This window comes from Sulfurisphaera sp. (assembly GCF_059755235.1).
Genome location: NZ_DBPRYF010000046.1, coordinates 91,725 through 110,209 on the forward strand (window position 1 = coordinate 91,725; position 18,485 = coordinate 110,209).

The 18,485-nt window shown below is 34.7% G+C and carries 23 protein-coding genes; 9 read left to right on the forward strand and 14 right to left on the reverse strand.

From position 1 onward, the window contains the following. Positions 1–9: 9 nt before the first annotated feature. The 10 genes from AC3OCB_RS07380 to purC all read right to left on the reverse strand — a co-directional run bounded on the left by AC3OCB_RS07380 (position 10) and on the right by purC (position 9,428). Positions 10–168: a ribbon-helix-helix protein, CopG family gene (locus AC3OCB_RS07380; RefSeq protein WP_498341714.1), complete on the reverse strand. Its 159-nt coding sequence runs from the start codon at positions 166–168 to the stop codon at positions 10–12. A 91-nt stretch (positions 169–259) separates the two neighbouring features. Then, the gene (locus AC3OCB_RS07385) at positions 260–706 is read right to left on the reverse strand and encodes a hypothetical protein (RefSeq protein WP_498341715.1); all 447 of its coding nucleotides are present in this window, start codon (positions 704–706) and stop codon (positions 260–262) included. A 56-nt stretch (positions 707–762) separates the two neighbouring features. Beyond that, positions 763–1,722, reverse strand: coding sequence for a phosphoribosylformylglycinamidine cyclo-ligase (gene purM, locus AC3OCB_RS07390; protein WP_498341717.1), 960 nt, complete (start codon positions 1,720–1,722; stop codon positions 763–765). Beyond that, positions 1,716–3,149, reverse strand: coding sequence for a phosphoribosylamine--glycine ligase (gene purD / locus AC3OCB_RS07395; protein WP_498341718.1), 1,434 nt, complete (start codon positions 3,147–3,149; stop codon positions 1,716–1,718). Before purD ends, purM begins: the two co-directional genes overlap by 7 nt. A 2-nt stretch (positions 3,150–3,151) precedes the next feature. Continuing rightward, positions 3,152–4,363, reverse strand: a complete 1,212-nt coding sequence (locus tag AC3OCB_RS07400; RefSeq protein WP_498341719.1) for an amidophosphoribosyltransferase — start codon at positions 4,361–4,363, stop codon at positions 3,152–3,154. Then, a complete protein-coding gene (gene purF, locus AC3OCB_RS07405) occupies positions 4,364–5,701 on the reverse strand; it encodes an amidophosphoribosyltransferase (protein ID WP_498341720.1) in 1,338 nt (445 codons plus the stop codon). After that, entirely contained in the window at positions 5,698–7,803 is a 2,106-nt protein-coding gene (purL, locus tag AC3OCB_RS07410) for a phosphoribosylformylglycinamidine synthase subunit PurL (RefSeq protein ID WP_498341721.1), read from the reverse strand. The genes purF and purL overlap by 4 nt, the downstream gene beginning before the upstream one ends. Next, positions 7,800–8,471 carry a phosphoribosylformylglycinamidine synthase I gene (purQ, locus tag AC3OCB_RS07415; protein WP_498341964.1) on the reverse strand — a complete coding sequence of 224 codons (672 nt, stop codon included), beginning with the start codon at positions 8,469–8,471 and terminating at the stop codon, positions 7,800–7,802. The genes purL and purQ overlap by 4 nt, the downstream gene beginning before the upstream one ends. Continuing rightward, positions 8,452–8,721 carry a phosphoribosylformylglycinamidine synthase subunit PurS gene (gene purS, locus AC3OCB_RS07420; protein ID WP_498341722.1) on the reverse strand — a complete coding sequence of 90 codons (270 nt, stop codon included), beginning with the start codon at positions 8,719–8,721 and terminating at the stop codon, positions 8,452–8,454. The genes purQ and purS overlap by 20 nt, the downstream gene beginning before the upstream one ends. A 2-nt stretch (positions 8,722–8,723) precedes the next feature. Beyond that, on the reverse strand, positions 8,724–9,428 hold the full coding sequence (gene purC / locus AC3OCB_RS07425; RefSeq protein WP_498341723.1) for a phosphoribosylaminoimidazolesuccinocarboxamide synthase: 705 nt from the start codon (positions 9,426–9,428) through the stop codon (positions 8,724–8,726). 107 nt (positions 9,429–9,535) lie between these two features. Here purC and metG point away from each other — a divergent pair, with 107 nt between their 5' ends. The 3 genes from metG to AC3OCB_RS07440 are packed head-to-tail and all read left to right on the forward strand — an operon-like array spanning position 9,536 to position 11,467. Then, positions 9,536–9,877 (forward strand): methionine--tRNA ligase subunit beta, encoded by a 342-nt coding sequence (gene metG / locus AC3OCB_RS07430; RefSeq protein WP_498341725.1) that lies wholly within the window; start codon positions 9,536–9,538, stop codon positions 9,875–9,877. Further along, complete coding sequence (locus tag AC3OCB_RS07435; protein ID WP_498341726.1) at positions 9,871–10,851, forward strand: NOG1 family protein; 981 nt, start codon at positions 9,871–9,873, stop codon at positions 10,849–10,851. The genes metG and AC3OCB_RS07435 overlap by 7 nt, the downstream gene beginning before the upstream one ends. Further along, on the forward strand, positions 10,829–11,467 hold the full coding sequence (locus AC3OCB_RS07440) for a 7-carboxy-7-deazaguanine synthase QueE (RefSeq protein ID WP_498341727.1): 639 nt from the start codon (positions 10,829–10,831) through the stop codon (positions 11,465–11,467). The genes AC3OCB_RS07435 and AC3OCB_RS07440 overlap by 23 nt, the downstream gene beginning before the upstream one ends. On the opposite strand, the gene AC3OCB_RS07445 is transcribed toward AC3OCB_RS07440, so the two are convergent. Continuing rightward, positions 11,390–12,025 carry a tRNA(Phe) 7-((3-amino-3-carboxypropyl)-4-demethylwyosine(37)-N(4))-methyltransferase gene (locus AC3OCB_RS07445; RefSeq protein ID WP_498341728.1) on the reverse strand — a complete coding sequence of 212 codons (636 nt, stop codon included), beginning with the start codon at positions 12,023–12,025 and terminating at the stop codon, positions 11,390–11,392. The two genes, AC3OCB_RS07440 and AC3OCB_RS07445, sit on opposite strands and share 78 nt — an antisense overlap. Before the next feature lie 35 nt (positions 12,026–12,060). Between AC3OCB_RS07445 and AC3OCB_RS07450 the strand changes: the two genes are divergently transcribed. The 5 genes from AC3OCB_RS07450 to AC3OCB_RS07470 are packed head-to-tail and all read left to right on the forward strand — an operon-like array spanning position 12,061 to position 15,716. Continuing rightward, the gene (locus AC3OCB_RS07450) at positions 12,061–12,441 is read left to right on the forward strand and encodes a hypothetical protein (RefSeq protein ID WP_498341729.1); all 381 of its coding nucleotides are present in this window, start codon (positions 12,061–12,063) and stop codon (positions 12,439–12,441) included. Between the two features lies 1 nt (position 12,442). After that, on the forward strand, positions 12,443–13,801 hold the full coding sequence (locus tag AC3OCB_RS07455; RefSeq protein WP_498341730.1) for a dihydrolipoyl dehydrogenase family protein: 1,359 nt from the start codon (positions 12,443–12,445) through the stop codon (positions 13,799–13,801). Between the two features lie 25 nt (positions 13,802–13,826). Further along, positions 13,827–14,135: a winged helix-turn-helix domain-containing protein gene (locus AC3OCB_RS07460; protein ID WP_498341731.1), complete on the forward strand. Its 309-nt coding sequence runs from the start codon at positions 13,827–13,829 to the stop codon at positions 14,133–14,135. Positions 14,136–14,159: 24 nt separating this feature from the next. Further along, positions 14,160–14,657: a cell division protein CdvB3 gene (gene cdvB3, locus AC3OCB_RS07465; protein WP_498341732.1), complete on the forward strand. Its 498-nt coding sequence runs from the start codon at positions 14,160–14,162 to the stop codon at positions 14,655–14,657. 21 nt (positions 14,658–14,678) lie between these two features. Next, a complete protein-coding gene (locus AC3OCB_RS07470; protein ID WP_498341733.1) occupies positions 14,679–15,716 on the forward strand; it encodes a PhoU domain-containing protein in 1,038 nt (345 codons plus the stop codon). On the opposite strand, the gene AC3OCB_RS07475 is transcribed toward AC3OCB_RS07470, so the two are convergent. Genes AC3OCB_RS07475 through pyrE form a run of 3 tightly spaced genes read right to left on the reverse strand, consistent with a single transcriptional unit; the run spans position 15,673 to position 17,528 of the window. Beyond that, entirely contained in the window at positions 15,673–16,323 is a 651-nt protein-coding gene (locus AC3OCB_RS07475; RefSeq protein ID WP_498341735.1) for a hypothetical protein, read from the reverse strand. The genes AC3OCB_RS07470 and AC3OCB_RS07475 overlap by 44 nt on opposite strands. Further along, positions 16,295–16,948 carry an orotidine 5'-phosphate decarboxylase / HUMPS family protein gene (locus tag AC3OCB_RS07480; RefSeq protein WP_498341737.1) on the reverse strand — a complete coding sequence of 218 codons (654 nt, stop codon included), beginning with the start codon at positions 16,946–16,948 and terminating at the stop codon, positions 16,295–16,297. Before AC3OCB_RS07480 ends, AC3OCB_RS07475 begins: the two co-directional genes overlap by 29 nt. Beyond that, positions 16,941–17,528, reverse strand: coding sequence for an orotate phosphoribosyltransferase (pyrE, locus tag AC3OCB_RS07485; protein ID WP_498341738.1), 588 nt, complete (start codon positions 17,526–17,528; stop codon positions 16,941–16,943). The genes AC3OCB_RS07480 and pyrE overlap by 8 nt, the downstream gene beginning before the upstream one ends. Positions 17,529–17,590: 62 nt before the next feature. Here pyrE and pyrB point away from each other — a divergent pair, with 62 nt between their 5' ends. Continuing rightward, the gene (gene pyrB / locus AC3OCB_RS07490; protein ID WP_498341739.1) at positions 17,591–18,484 is read left to right on the forward strand and encodes an aspartate carbamoyltransferase; all 894 of its coding nucleotides are present in this window, start codon (positions 17,591–17,593) and stop codon (positions 18,482–18,484) included. The last annotated feature ends 1 nt before the right edge of the window (position 18,485 follow it).

Below are 18,485 nucleotides of genomic sequence, written 5' to 3' on the forward strand. Positions count from 1 at the left end.
TAGATAATGTTAAAGGACTCTTTTAGCCTCTTGCATCCTCTTTTTCATATAATATTCCAAAGCTTTTTTAAGAAAATCAGTTCTGCTTTGAAGATTTTGTTTTTTCCCATATTCATCTATCTTGGCAACGATTTCTTCTCTGAGTCTCACACTAACTACTTTTTTCATACAAATAGATAATACCTTGCTCAATATAAATTCTAACGTTATGAAGAAGCGTAAAAAGCGTTAAAAAATCTTGTAACCTTAAAAAACCTTTTTAACTTGCTGAAGTAAGTATTACGGCTTGCTTCTCTTTCTTATACTGTTCTAATCTTTCAAGTATTGTCTTTATTGTTGAGGTAAGTATATCTTTATGATACTTCCTTACATGTTCTTCAGCATCTTCCTTTGCTACTGTTACTTTACATATCTCACAAACATAAAGATCTTTCTCATTCTTCTTTACTACCGGTTTTACATCACTTGCAATTTGCTTAATAACAGGGATAATTTTTCTTGCTCTCGCTTCACTTCCACTCTTTTCAATAATCCTTTGTGCATAGCCCCTAAGTTGATGTTTTGATATTTGATACTTATAGGCAACTGAGGCCGGGCCTTCTCCGTTAACTAGGTATTCTTCTAGTGCATCTAATATATAGTCGCTACCACCTAGTATTTTTAATGCTATATAATTTACCAAAGATTTTGTATCCATTTGTTTCATTTTTAGTCACTAGAAGCCATTATTAGCACCAGAGTTTAAAAGGACTTCATTAAATGCTATACGTAGAGAACTTCGTTCTTATAGGTCGTAATTTTTATCCCTTCACCGTTTTCTACATAACCTAATTCATATACAGTTTCCTTTTTACTCAAAATTTCAATTATATCATCTTTAAGATCTTTTGATACAAATATAATCATGCCTATACCCATATTGAAAACTTTATACATTTCAAAATGAGGTACACCAGAGTTCTCAATTGCTTTAAAGACCTCTTGAGGTTCTGGCATTTTTAAGTTTATCCTATAATTTGTTATTCTTTTTAGCTTAGAAAATGACCCGCCGGTAATATGTGCTAAAGCTTTTATTTTATCTAAGATTGGTATTACAGAAGATGAATAAATTCGAGTAGGTCTCATTAGTTCTTCTCCCCAGTCTTTCAATGACAGTTTATTTTCATCGATAAGTTTTCTAATAAGTGAATAGCCGTTTGAGTGTACTCCATTACTCCTTAGTCCTAAAATTATGTCACCTGGCTTAACGTCCTCGCCAATCTTTAATTTATCTGTAATGCCTAATATAGAGCACGATAGATCATAACCATTGATCACACCAGACATTATAGCTGTCTCTCCGCCTACAATTTCAATATTTGACTCATCTGCACCCTTTTTAAGACCATTCAAAACTTTCTCAACTACATCATCCATAGGTTTTTCTAAAGCCAAGTAGTCTACGCCAGCAATAGGTATTGCACCCACGCAAACTAAATCATTGACATTCATTGCAATACAATCAATTCCGGTAGGTTCAATTATCCCGGTTTTAAGGGCAAGTAACGTCTTTGTTCCAACACCATCGACATGCACAGCTAAATATTTATCACCAAATTTTATCGCCCCGGCATAATGTCCTATCTTTAAGACTCCAGAATTAGAAAAAACTGAAGATGCTAAATTGTGATAACTTTTCAACTTTTCTAAATCTACACCAGATTTTTTGTACTCGCTCACCACAAACCACCATTAGGAGACCAGTCAGCGGTTACGCCTAAAATTCCCTTGGCTTCTCTAGATTTGTAAGTGTATCTAACTATCTCAGCTTTCTCAACTTGTTCATTCACTGTTCTTCCGATATCGTGTCTGAATATCAGCTTCGTGTCAGAAGAGATGTAGTTTAAACACTTGTCCAGTTTGTTTGACGCTGTTTCAAAATCATCTATTGCAACTATTTCGAGAGCTCTAGAACCTTTTGTTATTAGTTGCATGCCTTCAAGCGCTACCGAACCGAAATAGACTTTACATCCAAGTTCTCTTATCTTTGGTAAATCGAGTGATATTGTATGATTTGAAGCCATTGTTCTGTTTAATGGATAACCCAGGGGAGCCACAGCTCTTACAACTGAAGGTTTGGGATTAATTTTAATTCTAGCTTGGTTAAGCCTTTTTGTAGCTAATAACTCTAGTACTTCTCCAAAATCACTTTCTATTCTAGGAATAATAGCTGATGCTTCTGGATCGCCTAACCTGGAATAATATTCGATTATTGTAGGTCCCCACACTCCAGTAAGCATCATCTGACCGGATAAAATACCAACGTAGCTTTTTCCTACCTCTTTCTTTATTGCATCAGCTGTCATCTTTACTATCTCGAAAGACCTCTTATACTCCTCTTCATTTATAAAAGGAAGACCATCTTCTGGGCCAGATATTGAACCCATTCCGCCAGTCTCTGGCCCAATTCCGTCTTCATATGCGTGTTTATAGTCTTGAGCTAATGGTAATGGCAAATATGATTGTCCATCAGTTAGAACGTGAAGAGTATACTCTGGTCCATCAACTTTTTCCTCGACTATTATCTTCACCTTATCGCTCACATAACCAGCAATACCATCGATTCCTTTAGTTATAGCATTTCTTTTCTCTTGTGAAAGATATGCTTGCAAATCAGCCACTACTTTTACTCCTTTTCCACCAACTTGCTCAGAAGGCTTTACCGCTATCGAGCCACCGTATTCTAAGATGAAATTAACAGCATCTTTTATATCTGCAAAAGCCTTAAAGCGCAACCTCCCCGGGATGTTATATTTCCACATTAACTCTCTCATCCATACCTTTGATTTTTCTATCATTGCATTCTCTTTATCGGGGCCAACAACTGGTAAACCCTCTTCCCTAAAGGCATTAGCTACCCCATTGAAGAGCGGGTCTTCTGGGCCAATAACTCCAAAATCTGGATTGACTTCCCTTATTATTTCTTTGATAAATTCGGGAGAGTTTATATTTCCCTTAAAGTATTTTCCGCCACTCTTGTTCACCACTTCATATATCCCGGGGTTAATGTATGAGGATACTGCATATACTTTATAACCATTTGGTGAAGAGCCTAGAGCTTCGGCTAAAGCGTTTTCTCTCGCTCCATCTCCTATTAAGAGTACCTTCATTTTTAGATCACCTTTGGATAATTCTTAGTCATACACCCTAAGCACAAATTGTTACCTAAAACCTTTCGAAGACCTTCTAAGCTTAGCCAATAAATTGAGTCTGCTCCAATAACTTTGGCTATGTCTTCATCTGAGAGGTTAGCTGCAATCAAGTCTTTCTCTTCTGGCACCTCCATCCCATAAGGACATCTGGAAATAAGCTTTGGACTACCAATAAGTACATGAACTTCCTTAGCCCCCAGGCTTCTCAGACTAAAAACTGTATTCTTTAACGTCCTGCCTGTAACCATAGAATCATCAACGAGAATAACTCTCTTTCCTCTAACCACTGATTTTATTGGATTTAGCTTAAGTTGAACTCCAATCACTTTAAGAAAGTCATCTGAAGCTAGCATTGTTCTTATTGGACTACCAGTCCTTGTGAAACCTAAGTTAAAAGGAATGCCAGTTTTTCTTGAGTAGCCTATTGCGAAGGGCAAAGCCGTATCTGGTACCCCTATAACTACATCAGCATCAATTCTTTTCTCTTCAGCAAGTTGCTCTCCTACTTTTAGTCTTACTTCATAAATGTAGTTGTTAAAGACATAGCTATCTATTCTTGATTGATAAATCAAGTCAATAGCACAATAATTATGTCTACTTTCAATAACTTGAGAATAAGAAATTTCATAACTATCTATGAACGCAATTTCCCCTGGTTTGAGTTCTCTTCTGAATTCTCCGCCTATTACTGAAATACCAGAGGTCTCTGATGACAATATTGCCAAATCGAAACCGAATCCACCTATTTCTAATGGTTTAATTCCGTAGGAATCCCTATAACCTATCATTCTTCCGTCTTTAGATAAGAAAATTAATGAAAACACTCCCCTAGTGTTAGTGAGAGCTTTCTCAGGATCCTTATAAAGACCTTTAGCTAACTCATTTATATCCTCTTTTACTATACCGTCTATAACCATTGCTCCATAATCAGTGATAATTGGATAGCCTATTTTAGTCCCTGTGTATCCTATTCCAGACCAGCCTTCAAAATCTGAAGGCATTTCTAAATCTTCTGGCGCAGAGTCTTTAGTTAAATTCTTGAAATCATCTTTTAGTACTGTTATACCAGAATAGCTGTATCCTCTATTTTGAAGACCTATTAGTCCATAATAAACAAACTTACTTATATTCCAGTTTTTATCAAATGCATATATACCTATTATACCAGACATTTAAACCACCTTTTTGAATACAGGTTCTAATTCTTGTAGATTATACGAATATCTTAGAGGGTATAAACCAGAAAAACATGCATGACATAAATCATTTCTTCCTATTGCTTTTATCATTTCTTCTATAGTGAGGTACTCAAGAGAATCCGCCCCAATATATTTAGCAATTTCCTCCTCATTTTTTTCATTTGCTATAAGTTCTTTCACGGAAGGAAAATCGATACCCATATAGCAAGGGTACTTTATCTTTGGTGAACCAATTCTTACATGAACCTCTCTTGCACCATTATCTCTAATCATCTTTACGATCTTTCTCATAGTATTTCCTCTCACTATAGAATCATCAACAATCACAACCCTTCTGTCATCAACCACACTCTTTACAACACCGAATTTCTCTTCAATCACAGAATTCCTTTTGTCTTGTGTAGGCATTATAAATGACCTCTTTGCAACTAAAGTCCTCACTAACCCATATTCTAATGGGATCCCAGATTTTCTTGAAAATCCTATCGCAATAGGAATTGAAGACTCTGGTACCGGAATAACTATATCCGCATTAACACGGTGATTTTCTGCTAGTATTTCACCTAATTTAACCCTTGCATTATATACAGAAACCCCATCTATTGTAGAATCGGACCTTGCAAAATAAATATATTCAAAGGAGCAGAAATTACTATTATCTTTATATATGATTTCACTTTCTATTTCTCCGTCTTTAATATAGATCATCTCGCCAGGTTTAACGTCCCTTAACGGTTTACCCCCTAACTGCCTTATTGCTGAGTCTTCAGATGCTAAAATATAACCATCATCGAGTTTTCCCAGTACAAGGGGTCTAAATCCTTTAGGATCTCTAAAGCCAATTAGTTCGCCTTTGATGGTTAAAATAACGATAGAATAAGCACCATCTGCAAGGTCTACGAGCTTTCTTATCCCTTCTTTTACATCTTTTGCCTCAGATATAGTTCTTAGAATAAATTCTGTATCTGTTGAAGTATTATATTTATAATAGTTTGTTATGGTACCGTTAAATGCAATAGAAATAGAACCATTGCTCATAGGCTGTGCTTCATCTAGAGACCCTTTTCCGGTAGTCGAATATCTAACATGACCAATAGCTAAATTAGAATCCTGTAATATCCTCGAATCTAGCGCGTCTTCAACTAATCCCAAACCCTTCATAGTAACTAACTTTCCATCTCTTAAATATGTTACACCAGCAGATTCTTGTCCTCTATGTTGCAAGAGCTTAAGTGTTTCATAAGCAAATAAAGAAGACTTTCCGGTGCTCGTGTAAATACCTACAATTCCACAGTGTTCTTTAATCTTCATGAGATCACCTTATACAAGTAATCGTAGTAATTTGAGATTTGTTTTTCTAGATTTATTTCTTTCTCATTAATCTTTAAGATACCTTGGTTATTTGTAACTCTTCCTATTACTGAAACATGAATGCCTTCAGCTTTCTTAGAAAGACTTTCTGGGTCAGATGTTAACACAATAAACCTTCCACTATTCTCAGAGAATAGTTTCGCTACCCAATCTTCTGAGTCTGACGGAATTCCAGACAGGTTAATTTCTACGCCCATTCCTTTAACTAAAATTGAGAAGAGGGACCCAATTAGTCCTCCTCTGTTTATATCTTTTGCAAAGATTATTGACTGATCATTTATCGCCTCTATTACAAGTTGGCTTGATAAATAATCTTCATTCAGCCTTGTCTTAGGTACTTCACCATAGGTACCGAAAATTTTAGTGAAAAGAGAACCTCTCATTTCATCCCTTGTAAATCCAATTAAGGTTACGTAAGCTTCGTCAACTTTATTTCGTAAATACTTCTCTTTTATCAACCCAGCCATAACAACTAATGGCGTAGGTTTAATTGCAATTCCGTTTTTATTTTCGTTGTAAAATGAAACCTTTCCTCCAACAATTGGAATAGAAAAGAATTTTGAAGCCTCTGCTATGCCTCTGACAGCTTCAACGAAGTCATTATAGACTTCTGGCTTCTTAGGATCTCCAAATTGTAGGTGGTCAACTAAGCCGATGCCTATTGCGCCTACTGAAGCCAGATTCCTATATGCCTCTGCAACTATTGCTTTACCACATTCATAAGAATCTTCACTACAAAGGTCGGGATTAGCATCCCCTTTGAGTGCTAGAAGCTTGCCATTAGGCAAAGCGATTAAACCGGAATCGGCTTCGCCTGGTTTCAAAACAGTAGAAGTACCCACCTCATAATCAAACTGAGAATATGCCCATTCTTTGCTCATAAAATTAGAAACTATAGCCTTCACGCTCTCTTCAATGCCCACCTCTGGTCTACTCCCGTAACTCTTAACCTTTTTCTTTACATTCCATACGAATCTTGGCGGAGACAAAAGTAGTTCAGAGGGCAAGCTTACGAATTCTTTACCGTTGTAATAGAACTTGATGAACGGTTCTTTTACGAATTCTCCTATAACTGTACATGGATATTCATAGTATTCAAAAGCCTTGCAAACTTCTTCCACTTTTTCCTCTCTCACAGCAAATATCATTCTCTCTTGCGTTTCGGATACGAGGATTTCCTCTGGAGTTAAATCCTTCACCCTTAACGGAACCTTATTTAAATCAACCACCGCACCAAATCCGTTTGCCATCTCAGTAATTCCTACTACTATTCCGCCTCCTCCTAAGTCCTTTATAGCCTCTACTTTATCTGCTACTTCCAAAGTCGCGTCTAAAACGATCTTGCCAGCAAAAGGATCTGCTATCTGTACCGCACCTATCTCGTCCTCACCACTCAATTTTCTTGAAGCAAAAGAAGCACCACCAAGCCCATCCAATCCCGTTAAGCCAACTAAAACTATCTTTAATCCAGGTTCTTTGATGACGCTTGGTACTATCTTATCTTTCTTTACTACACCTACAGAGGCAACGTCAACTAGAGGATTATCGTTGTAGGAGTCATCAAATTCTAGTTCTCCACCAATAACGGGGACGCCAATGCTATTACCATAAAAGCCAATCCCAGAAATAATGTTTTTCAATAACCATCTGTTCCTCGATAAAGAAAGGTTTCCTACTCTAATCATATCAAGTAATGCTATTGGTCTTGCACCTTTACTTATAATGTCTCTTATAATCCCCCCAACACCAGTAGCGGCGCCATTGAATGGATCTATTGCTGAAGGATGATTATGACTTTCTACTTTAAGCACAATGGCCCATCCGTCTCCAACATCTATTGCACCGGCGTCCTGCCAGTCCTCAATTCCCATAACAACATTTTCTCCTTCACTTGGAAGACTTCTCAAAAACGTCTTAGAAGATTTATAGGAACAGTGTTCGCTCCATAGTGCATCGATTGTCATCCATTCAGCCTCACTAGGCTCTCTACCTAGCTTATTTCTAACAATCTCCATTTCGTATGGTGAAAGAGTTATCTTCATTTACTTAACCCCCTAAACAGAAGTAGTCCATCAGTTTCTCCGGTTGGTGAAGTGAGTTTGAAAGATGCTCTTTCTGGGTGAGGCATCATTCCTATAACATTCCCTTCTTCATTCGCAACACTCGCTATGTTCAAAAGAGAACCATTAGGATTTACTTTTTCATTTACATTACCGAACTCATCTGAATAGAGAAGAACCGCCAATCTCTTGGCTTTTTCTATATCATCAAGGTAAAATCTACCTTCGGCATGAGCTATAGGCATCTTTATTATAGTTTTATCTAAACCTTTTGTTAAGACGGTATCATTTCTAACTACTTTCAAATAAACCCATTTGCTTATGAAGCGTAAGTTAAGATTGGGCAAAAGGCCTCCTTCAAGTAATCCGCTCTCAACAAGAATCTGGAAACCGTTACAGATTCCTATGACAATTTTTCCTGCTGTTGCCATTTCCTTGACTTTCTTCATAGTGTCAGTACTTGCAGCTATACTTCCTGCCCTTAAGTAATCCCCAAAACTGAATCCACCGGGCAAGACTACAGCCTCATATTTGTCAGGGTCAAAATCTTTATATCTCACTATTTCTGCATCTACTTTCGCCTCGAGCAAAGCCTTATAAACGTCAACTTCACAGGTTGTTCCAGGGAACTTAATTACTGCTGTCTTCAGTTCTGCTCACCTTAACTTCAATCTTATGAATTATAGGGTTGTACAATCTCATTTCTTCGGCTAGCTTTTTCACTAGACCTTCAGCTTCTTGTTGATTACTTGCATTAACTTTAAACAATAGGTATTTTCCTGCTCTTGTCTCTAGGATCTCATTAGTAAATCTATTGACAACATAACGTTGTATTGTTTCTCCTTCAGGATCTCTTACTCCTTCTTTATTCGTTATTATTAATTCAACATAGTAAAGCATGGTCAATCACTTATCCTCCTAAAGAATTCCTCATAAGCGTTTTTGACAGTTTGAAGGTCTGCTCCTTTTCTGTAAAGGTCTTTATCTAAGATTCTACCAGTCTTTTCTTCTCTGATCCTCATTGAATCTAATGAAATCTCGTCGCCCACAACCAATTTTCCGTCTAATCTACCGAATTCTAACTTGAAATCGTAGAGGATCAACCCTTTACTCTTAAAGAAAGGATATAAAATTTGGTTAGCCTTTAGCATAATCTCTTCCACTGCCTCAGCTTCTTTTCTAGTCATTAGCTTAAAATATTCCATGTGATAATAGTTTAGCAATGGATCATGTCTCGCGTCATCTTTTAAAAAGAATTCTATTATCGGAGGGTTAAACACTTCTCCTTCTCTTACTGGTAACCTTTTAACTATACTTCCAGTAGCAATGTTCCTTAGAACAACCTCAACAGGGATCATTGTTAGCTTCTTAGCTATCATTGTCCTTTCATCATACATACCTACGTAATGATTCTCTACGCCTTTAGACTCAAGAAGTCTAAATAAAAATGCTGATGTTTGAGCATTTAAAACTCCTTTACCAGGTAACTCGTCTTTTTTGGCCCCATCTCCAGCAGTTATGGAGTCTTTAAATCTAAGAAGGACATGGGAATTGTCGTAAGCATACACTTCTTTTGTTTTTCCCTCCCCAAGTTTTGTAAATTCCATAACTCATTTTTACGCAAACAGTATAAAAAACTTGTGCACTATATTGTGATATTTTTACTTAATTAAGTAAAAGCACACTCATAATATAGTTATCTTACTTAACCATTATGAGCGAAATTACAATAGACGATTTTGCAAAGGTTGATCTAAGAGTTGGAATTGTAAAAACAGCTGAAAGAATAGAAGGAACAAGATTACTTAAATTGATGTTAGATTTGGGAAATGAAACAAGGCAAATAATTTCTGGAATAGCAGAGTTTTATACGCCAGAAGAGCTTATAGGAAAAAGAGTTATTGTGATAGTAAATTTAAAACCAAGAAAAATTAGAGGATTTGATAGCCAAGGCATGATACTTGCAGCTGGTTGTAAAGAGGATGAAGAGAAAGGAATAAAACCTAGAATTCTGACTGTTGATGGAGAAGTACCCGCAGGAACCAAGGTATGTTAAATCCTTTCGAAAAAATCAAAATCCCACCTAAGACTGAAAACCTAATAAAGGTAGTCCTAAATAGGATCCCAAAAATAGGTGGAAGTAATCCTAAAGAAAGAGAAATAAAAAGGATTTTGTTTTTAAAAGAACAACTTAAAAAATATCAAGATTTCTTGAAAGAGTTCCCTAAAATTGAGAATCTTCATCCCTTTTACAAAGAGAACATAGAAATTGTGGCTGATATAGATAAGGTCAAACTCTGCTTAGGAGCTATGAACAGAGGAATACGTTTATCATTAAATGTGATAGAAAGATATAGGCAGCTAATTAGAGTTTCGGATGAAAAGGAAGCCAACAAACTAATGAGACAATGCATTGGAAGAGTTAACTCAATCTTACGTGCAAGAAAAGATTGTATAGATCAAGTGATTGACTTAGCGTCTCAATTAAAGAAGCTAAACGCAATAGACCCTAATATGCTTACAATTATAGTTGCAGGTCCTCCAAATGTAGGTAAAAGTACACTTGTAGGAAAAATTTCTTCTGCCAAACCAGAAGTAGCTTCATACCCGTTTACTACAAAAGAAATTCATGTAGGTCACATTGATACTAGGTTATATAAGATTCAAGTAATTGACACTCCCGGCATATTAGATAGACCTATGAAAGAGAGGAACAAAATTGAACTTAAGGCTATAAACGCGATAAAGAACCTTGAAGGAATTATAATATTCATGTTTGACGTTTCAAATCAGTCATTATATTCTGCAAAAGAACAACTCGACTTGTATGAAGAGGTAAAAGGAATAAAGAAAGTAGTAGTTCCAGTTTTAAATAAAATAGATGATAAAAACGAGGAACTGTATAATGAAATAAAAAACCATCTATCTGAAAAAACGTTTGAAATAAGCGCTGAGAAAGAATTAGGCTTAGATAGTCTTATAAATTACGTGATTAACCTTTTTCAAAATGCAGAGTTATTGGATAAGTGAAATTTTTACATCGATTCAAGGAGAAGGAGAAGTAATAGGTACTCCTTCTAATTTCATTAGACTTGCTGGTTGTCATCTCAGATGTATCTGGTGCGACACAAAGTACGCTTGGCATAAATACGATGGAAGGTTAATGGAGATAGACGAGATATTGAAAAAGATAAATAACAACATAAGATTCACTACAATTACTGGAGGAGAACCACTTCTTCAAGACGTTTATCCGCTAGTTGAAGCTCTTAAGTATTTAGACCACAAGGTAATGATAGAGACAAGTGGAACTATAAAGCCAAGTGAAAAACTAAGGAAAATAGTCGATATATTTTCTGTTTCTCCAAAGCTTACTAATGCAGGGTATAAATTTGGTTATAACTTTAGAGATGATGATTGGGCTACTTACTATAAATTCGTGATAGTGAACGCGGAGAAAGATATAAAAGAAGTTATAAATTTCATTGAGAAAAATAACATAAATCCTAGAAAAGTTATTTTACAACCTGATGGAAGAAGTGAAAGATACATAGAGGAATTAAGAAGACTAACCCAAATGGTATTGAACCTCGGACTTCCTTTCAGAGTCCTCCCTCAACTTCATAGAATCGTTGGCGTCCAATGAGCTCTCTATCGCATTTTTTATTTTATGCAGTTTATCTTTACCTTTAAGCAAAACTTTATTTGCAATATTAACTAGATTATCTATTTCTTCGTCTGTGTACTTTTGCTTCAATAAATGAACCATCTTTACTCCAGTTCTCAACTCAACTAGAACTCCTTTTTCATTTGTAGTTAGGATACCGCTATGTTTAAATCCTACACTCCTAGCAATTTTTAGGATTTCCCAAGCCTCTTCTTGTGTTCTATTATAAACGTGAAATATAGGACCTTGGACTACAAGCCACAGATTCCAAGCCTTTCCTTTACTTATTGTTTCAGTAAAGTCGTAAACGCTCATTCCTAAATGATTTTTATAGATAACACTAGAGTTCCTTCTTTCCCATGGTAATTCCGCATCGACTATAGTTATTCTTCCACTACAGCTACTCTGTGTAAAAGCGTCTTTCCTCTTGAAGAAAGCTTCAAGTACGTCAAAGATATCGGGGTCTAGGTAACCTATCTCTTTATCTCTTATTATTCTCTCCCAGGCTTTTTGCTTATAAGCGTACCAATCAGTCATCTTACATTTTTATTTTGCTGTTCCTTTAAAACCTTGTGGATGATATTTTAGAAAAATTCCTAAAAGAGGAAGAAGCTGTTATTAAAGTAAAGGATGATGAGATAAAAATTGAGGATTTAGAGAAGAATATCCCTATAGGAGTAAGAATAATAATCATTGGAGAAAAGAGAAAAAGAGTTATCGACCTTGGAATGCTTAGTTTTATTTATAGATTCTGTAAAAATGGAAAAGCCTTTGCTACTGATTACCTAGATTTGAATATCTCTCTTGAGGATATTTATTCTAGGTATAACGTGTATACAGAGTTAGAATTTTTAGCCTTATGCCAAAGTGAAGAAAAGAATAATCTTCACCCAGATATTCTCTACACTTTAAATAAGCTTAAATCTTATCTAATGAGTAAAAACAAGAGATAAAATGGATTATGATGTTATCGTTGTAGGAGGAGGAGTAGGCGGAATAGCGTCTGCCGTAAGAAGTGCTGAACTAGGAAAAAAAGTAGCAATAGTTGAAAAGAGTGAAATTGGAGGAGAGTGTATAAACAGAGCTTGTATCCCTTCTAAAACGCTGATTGATTCTGCTAAAATAGTTAATAAAATAGTCAAATCGCCATGGATCTCTTCTAGTGCTAAAATAAACTATGAGGAAATGAATAAATTCAAAAACGGGATAATAAATGGAATAAAAGATAACTTACTTCAAGTCTTAAAAAAGCATAACGTAGACATAATAAATGGAAAGGCTGAGGTAAAAAAAGAAGGAGAGGTTATAGTTAACGGAAAAACTTACACCACAGAATACTTGGTAATAGCTACGGGCTCTGAGCCTCTTTCATTACCAGATTTTCCATTGAATGGTAAAAACATTCTAGATCCTTGGACTGCTATGAATATGCCTAACTTACCAGATAATATAATAATTGTTGGCGGGGGAGTAGCAGGAGTAGAACTAGCAACGCTTTTCAGAGCGTTAAATAAAAACATAACTATTATTGAGTTGATGCCCAGACTTCTTCCAGTTCCCGGAATAGATATTGAAATAGCTAATGAAGTTAAGAAGAGATTAGAAGAAAAAGGGATTAGAATCTATGTAAATACAAAGTCAAAAGTTACTAAAAGTGAGGATAAAGTAGTCTTCACAGCTCAAACAACCTCTTCAACTGAAGAAATAACCGGAGACTTAGCGGTAATAACTATTGGCAGAAAACCGATAACGGATGGAATAGACCTAAAAACAATAAAAGTTGAGACAGACCAAAGAGGTTACATAAAAGTTGATAATAGAGCCAGAACTAGTAACCCTAAAGTGTATTCCGTAGGTGATGTTGCAGGAGTACCGTTATCAGCTACAAAAGCATGGAGACAAGGTATTGTAGCTGGTGATAACATAGGCGGAAAGCAGTCAGAAATGCCTAAATATATTCCGTCTTCGATATTTGCTGATCTTGAGATAGGTGTTGTAGGGAACACTTTAGAGGAATTAAAGAAGGCAGGGATAAATGCAAAAGAAATTAAAGTTGAAATGAAAGATATTCCAAGAGCTTGGACTGTAAACGAGATAGAAGGATTCTTAAAGGTTGCTATTTCTGAAGATGGAAGGATTTTAGGAGCAAACATGATAGGAGAAGGCGCTACTGAAGTAATAAATACTTTAGCTTTAGTAATGGAACTCTCCTTAAAAGTTCAAGACTTATATAGAGTGCAACTCTCTCATCCAACAATATCCGAAATAATAACTGAAATAGCACAGAGAGCTATAATAGGAGAAATTTATTAAATGTAAACTTCGAGCTATAACAACAGTGAATGAGAAAGAAATAAGGCAAGTAAAGAAACTTTTTAAATTTCTGTTTTTAACTTCTAGAGGTAGTTATACAAGAATAAAAATAGTTAAGGCTTTAGAAGAGAAACCGCTCAATGCAAACCAAATAGCCAACGCACTTAATTTAGATTATAAGACAGTTATTCATCACGTAGAAGTTCTTATTGAAAATCAAATAATATATAAAGATGGAGAAGGATATGGAGCGCCTTATAAATTGACAGCCTTCTTTAGAACGTATAAAAATATTCTTGATGACTTATTGTTGGAAGAGTCTAAAAACTCTTAAATGTTATAAGATAAGAGCTTTTATGTGAAAAAGAAAGGATTACCAGAGATTCTTAGCGATATTAGGCTTACTATTTATCGTATCGATGCTTTTATATCAAGAATTGATAATAGGATAAAAACCCTAGAAGATTTATCGTTATATAATATAGGAAGATTCAATTATTTATCTAAGGAGTATTATAAAGAAATAGAGGTTAACAGAAATATTGTAAGCAATTTATTAAAAATAAAGATATTGTTAGAGATCCTAGAAATAAGATTAGAGACTTTAATTCTCGTTGGTTCTTTGACCCAATATATATATCCAGTAGTTAAAGCTTTAGAGAGTATAAAAGGAAATTTGGGCAACTCAATAGATTTTGGACCTCTAATAGATGATATAGTGCTCAATCTAAATCCTATAATAACTTCAGATGCCCAAGTTGTGTTAAAAGAGAGTGATGAGGTAAGAAAAATATTAGAAGAAGCAGAAAAAATCGCCTCTGAAGAATTAAAAGAAAAATATAAAGTACCCGCATAAAAATATATACCGAATATAGTTATGCCAAAACCTATAGTGAGGAAATTACAGCTAACTGGAGGATCTACATATATTATATCTCTTCCTAAATTATGGATAAAGGAACATACTTTGAAACCTGGGGATGAGATAGAAATACTTCAGGATAATCACGCCAGGCTTATTCTAAATCCAAGAAAAAAAGAAAGCGAGGAAAGAAGAGAGAAAAAAATTAGTTTAAATTGTGATAAACCAGATATTAGCTTTGTCATTAGAGAAATTATCTCATATTATATGGCTGGATATACGCTATTGTCAGTATATTGTACAAAATTTTCCTCAGAGGATAGAGAAAAAATTAAGGATACTATAAGAAATAGACTTTTAGGAGCAGAGATTATAGATGAGGACTCCAATTCATTAACAATTCAATTCCTTGTAAACGAAAAGGAATTGTCACTCACAAAATCAATTTCTAGAGCAGCAAACATATCTTATAATATGCTGAAAGACTCATTTAAAGCACTATTAGAGGGAGACGAGGATCTATCTAAAGAAATTACTGATAGAGACGATGACGTAGATAGATTTTACTTTTATATTGTAAGGCAACTTTCACTTTCCGTTGAATACCCAGAGATTATTGAGGAAGAAAAATATAATTTAACACAATTAATAAACCTGTATTCAGTGGCAAAATCTATTGAAAGAGTTTCGGATCATAGCGTTAGAATTATTGATCAACTTTCGATTGTAGAAAAATTAAAAGAAAAAGAACTGTATGACCATGGGGTTGAAGTAGCAGATTTTTATAGAAATTCAATAAATTCATTTAACGCAAAAGATAAAGATCTTTCACACGACATTATAAATAAAGAATTTGATTTATTATCTAGGAATAGGATTTTATCAGAAAGAATCTTAAATTTAAATTATGACTCAAAGAAAATAGGTTCTATGTTAATTATATTAGATTCTATAAGAAGAGTTATTAGATATTCAATTGATATAGCAGAAGCTACAATAGACCTATTGGCTAAGCGAACTGAACAAGACGAAACGCTAACTGAAGAAACTTAACGTTATTATATGCTTTGATTATGTCGTCTCCGGTTTTACTTTTCTTAACGTTTTTAGATAACAAAAGAAGGTTCTCTCTATCTTCAATTGTGTAGACACCATTTCTAAATAGAAGAAGAAAACATTTGGTAGTTAATACACCTACCGCTAAATAACCCTTCATAAATAGCTGGTCTGCTGTCTCCAAATCTTTATAAGAAAATATACAAACATCAGGGTGGGAATGTGTAGATGCCAAACCAGTGGGATGAGGAATAACAACTTGATCCTCTTCTCCTTCTAAAATTAAAAAATAACCATCATCTAGTAGAATATTTATATATTCAATTTCGGTTTGTTCAGTCTTCCTAGCGTATTCAAGCATTGTAGAAGTAATAAATTTACTATAAAGATCTGCAAAATATTTGTAAAGCTCTTGATATTTATGCCCCTTACTGCCTTGTAGGGTACCATTAACTCCTCCCAACGTGTAAAGGTCTTCAAAATCAGTAGTCGAAATCTCACCATACTCCTCCTCTATTTCTTCTCCTTTTTCTATTAGTTCTGCTACTTTTGCTAACTTTTCACTAAGTTCGTTTTTATCCATTCTCTGCTCCTTTACACTCATTTATTCTCACCTCTTGCATATGTGATAATATTTTAGCTTGTTCTATTGGATCTTTAGCATCATAGATTGTCCTGCCTACAATCTCATAATTAGCTCCATTGCATATAGCGTCACCTACATTAGCCCCTTGAGCACCTACACCAGGTGAAATTATTATTTTATCTTTAAAATCATTCCTAACAGTCTTTATCATATTAGGTTTAGTCGCACCTACAACAAAACCTCTTGCCTCAACTTTATTTGCTATCTCTCTCAAATATGGATAAAAACTATCATTCCAACCCTTATGTGACATTGAAAGAACTAAGTAAAGATTTTTATTATTTTGCCTAAGAAATTCAGAAAGCCTATCTAGAGCCCCTTCTACTCCTATAAATGAATGAGAAATAAACGAGTCGCCATAATTTAGTAGCTTGGAAACTATAAGTATCATTGTATTATCTATATCAGCTAATTTTAAATCAAATATTACCTCTTCCCAATGTAGCTTAATTACGTCGTCTAGATATGAAAAATTTCCTAAAATTAATGGATAGCCAACTTTTACTCTTCTAATGTGCCTACTTATTTCAGACAAGGTTGAAGGGGGCAATTCCTTGTCTAAGGAGAGAATCAAATTACTCAATGTTTTTCACCAAATACTCACGTATGTTATTTTTATCATTTTCTGAAATAAGATTTGAATTGAGCAAATATTCTAAAATATCTTTGATTTTATACACTGAAAACAATTTAACACCTTTCTCTGCCAATTTTTTCTCTGCCCCCTCAAGTCTATCAACTATGACAAGACTAGCTACAACTTTTCCTCCTTCAGACTCAATAGCATCTACAGCCTTCACTAATGAACCTCCGGTAGTCGCAACATCGTCTATCAAGAGAATTTTCTTACTGTCTACTATAGCTTCTAATGACTTATCCGTTCCATACCCTTTCTTTTCCATTCTTATATATCCTAACGGTTTACCCATACGGCAAGAAATAAATGAGGCAAAGGGAACTCCACCAGTTGCTATTCCAATTACCATATCAAATTCTAGTCCTTTTATCTTATCTATAGCTTGGTTTACCACATCAGAAAAAATCTCATAATAATTAGATAATCTCCTTAAGTCTAAATAGTATGGGCTTATTTTACCAGAAGTTAATACAAAGTTTCCAGTTAGCAGAAGTTTGTTTTCGATTAATGCTTTAACGAAATCCATTATTTAGTTTATCAAAGAAAGAGTTTAAATAATCATTGAAACAAGATAAATGAAGGGCACTTGTGAGAGATTTAGTCTCTTCATATGATTTGACAAGAAATGATTTTGAGGAAATTTTCGAAATAGCTGAAAAATTTCAAAAAGTCCAAAATGTAAACCTCTTAAGGGATAAGACAGTTTCATTAGCTTTCTTTGAACCAAGTACAAGAACGTATTTGAGCTTTAATAAAGCGTCAATAAATTTAGGCGCGTCTACAATAGGATTTTCTTCCACAGAAGGAATATCAGTGGCAAAAGGAGAGAATCTCGCAGATACAATAAGGATGTTGAATAACTACTCCGATGTAATAGTTATGAGACATAAATTTGATGGGGCAGCTAAGTTTGCTTCCGAAATATCAGAAATTCCTATAGTTAACGCTGGTGATGGAAAACATGAACATCCTACTCAATCAGCCATAGACCTATATACTGTATATAAGAACTTTAGAACAATAGATGGTCTAACATTTGGGCTAATTGGCGACTTGAAGTATGCAAGAGTAGTTAACAGCTTATTACGTGCTTTAACCAGATTTAAGCCAAAATTAGTCTACTTAATTTCACCACCCCAATTATCAGCTAGAAAGGAAATATTAGAGGAATTGAATTATCCTTATAAGGAAATTTCAGATTATAAGGAAGTAATTTCAGATATAGACGTTCTTTATGTAACTAGGATTCAAAAGGAAAGATTCCCAGATGAAAGTGAATATGAAAAAGTAAAGGAAAGTTATGTTATAGATAAAGCATTTGTATCCAAAATGAAAAAGAATAGCATAATCCTACATGCGTTACCCAGAATTAATGAGATAAGTAGAGAAGTTGATAAAATGCCACAAGCTAAATATTTTGAAGAAGCCTCTTATGCTGTTCCGGTAAGAATGGCAATCTTAAGTAAAATTGTTGGTGAGTAAA

Excerpts from the sequence above, each read along its gene's own strand:
- AC3OCB_RS07380 (WP_498341714.1), bottom strand. The coding sequence starts at position 168 with ATGAAAAAAGTAGTTAGTGTGAGACTCAGAGAAGAAATCGTTGCCAAG.
- AC3OCB_RS07385 (WP_498341715.1), bottom strand. The coding sequence starts at position 706 with ATGAAACAAATGGATACAAAATCTTTGGTAAATTATATAGCATTAAAA.
- purD (WP_498341718.1), bottom strand. The coding sequence starts at position 3,149 with ATGAAGGTACTCTTAATAGGAGATGGAGCGAGAGAAAACGCTTTAGCC.
- AC3OCB_RS07400 (WP_498341719.1), bottom strand. The coding sequence starts at position 4,363 with ATGTCTGGTATAATAGGTATATATGCATTTGATAAAAACTGGAATATA.
- purF (WP_498341720.1), bottom strand. The coding sequence starts at position 5,701 with ATGAAGATTAAAGAACACTGTGGAATTGTAGGTATTTACACGAGCACC.
- purL (WP_498341721.1), bottom strand. The coding sequence starts at position 7,803 with ATGAAGATAACTCTTTCACCATACGAAATGGAGATTGTTAGAAATAAG.
- purS (WP_498341722.1), bottom strand. The coding sequence starts at position 8,721 with ATGCTTTACTATGTTGAATTAATAATAACGAATAAAGAAGGAGTAAGA.
- purC (WP_498341723.1), bottom strand. The coding sequence starts at position 9,428 with ATGGAATTTACAAAACTTGGGGAGGGAAAAACAAAAGAAGTGTATGCT.
- metG (WP_498341725.1), top strand. The coding sequence starts at position 9,536 with ATGAGCGAAATTACAATAGACGATTTTGCAAAGGTTGATCTAAGAGTT.
- AC3OCB_RS07435 (WP_498341726.1), top strand. The coding sequence starts at position 9,871 with ATGTTAAATCCTTTCGAAAAAATCAAAATCCCACCTAAGACTGAAAAC.
- AC3OCB_RS07440 (WP_498341727.1), top strand. The coding sequence starts at position 10,829 with ATGCAGAGTTATTGGATAAGTGAAATTTTTACATCGATTCAAGGAGAA.
- AC3OCB_RS07445 (WP_498341728.1), bottom strand. The coding sequence starts at position 12,025 with ATGACTGATTGGTACGCTTATAAGCAAAAAGCCTGGGAGAGAATAATA.
- AC3OCB_RS07455 (WP_498341730.1), top strand. The coding sequence starts at position 12,443 with ATGGATTATGATGTTATCGTTGTAGGAGGAGGAGTAGGCGGAATAGCG.
- AC3OCB_RS07470 (WP_498341733.1), top strand. The coding sequence starts at position 14,679 with ATGCCAAAACCTATAGTGAGGAAATTACAGCTAACTGGAGGATCTACA.
- AC3OCB_RS07475 (WP_498341735.1), bottom strand. The coding sequence starts at position 16,323 with ATGAGTGTAAAGGAGCAGAGAATGGATAAAAACGAACTTAGTGAAAAG.
- pyrE (WP_498341738.1), bottom strand. The coding sequence starts at position 17,528 with ATGGATTTCGTTAAAGCATTAATCGAAAACAAACTTCTGCTAACTGGA.